The following is a 327-nucleotide window of genomic DNA, read 5'->3' as shown; positions in this document are numbered from 1 at the left end:
TGGTCGTCGGAGTAGCTGGCGAAATAGCGGTCGATCGGCCGCGCAAGCTCGGTGGATGTCTGCATGCTGCGTCGCTTCCTCGGACAACGGTAGTGGGGGGGGGGGGGGGGGCCCCCCCAGGCCAAGCGGCGAGGCCGGGGGTGGGGGCCCGCCCCCCCCGCCACCGGGGTGGGGCGGGGGGGGGCGGCCCCGCGCCCGCCACTACCGTTGTCCGAGGAAGCGACGCAGCATGCAGACATCCACCGAGCTTGCGCGGCCGATCGACCGCTATTTCGCCAGCTACTCCGACGACCACCGCAACGTGATCAACCAGCGCATCCACGTGGT

Annotated in this window: 2 pseudogenes; one reads left to right on the top strand and one right to left on the bottom strand. The window is 71.9% G+C overall.

Annotated elements, in window-relative coordinates:
- Positions 1 to 65, bottom strand: a pseudogene (locus tag RCF13_RS10740) (DUF962 domain-containing protein); the annotation flags it as partial.
- Positions 66 to 229: 164 nt separating this feature from the next.
- Here RCF13_RS10740 and RCF13_RS10735 point away from each other — a divergent pair.
- Positions 230 to 327 (top strand): annotated as a pseudogene (locus RCF13_RS10735) (DUF962 domain-containing protein); the annotation flags it as partial.

This window comes from Stenotrophomonas maltophilia group sp. RNC7 (genome assembly GCF_030910085.1).
Taxonomy (GTDB): Bacteria; Pseudomonadota; Gammaproteobacteria; order Xanthomonadales; family Xanthomonadaceae; genus Stenotrophomonas; species Stenotrophomonas sepilia.
This window is presented reverse-complemented; position numbering and strand designations above follow the sequence as displayed.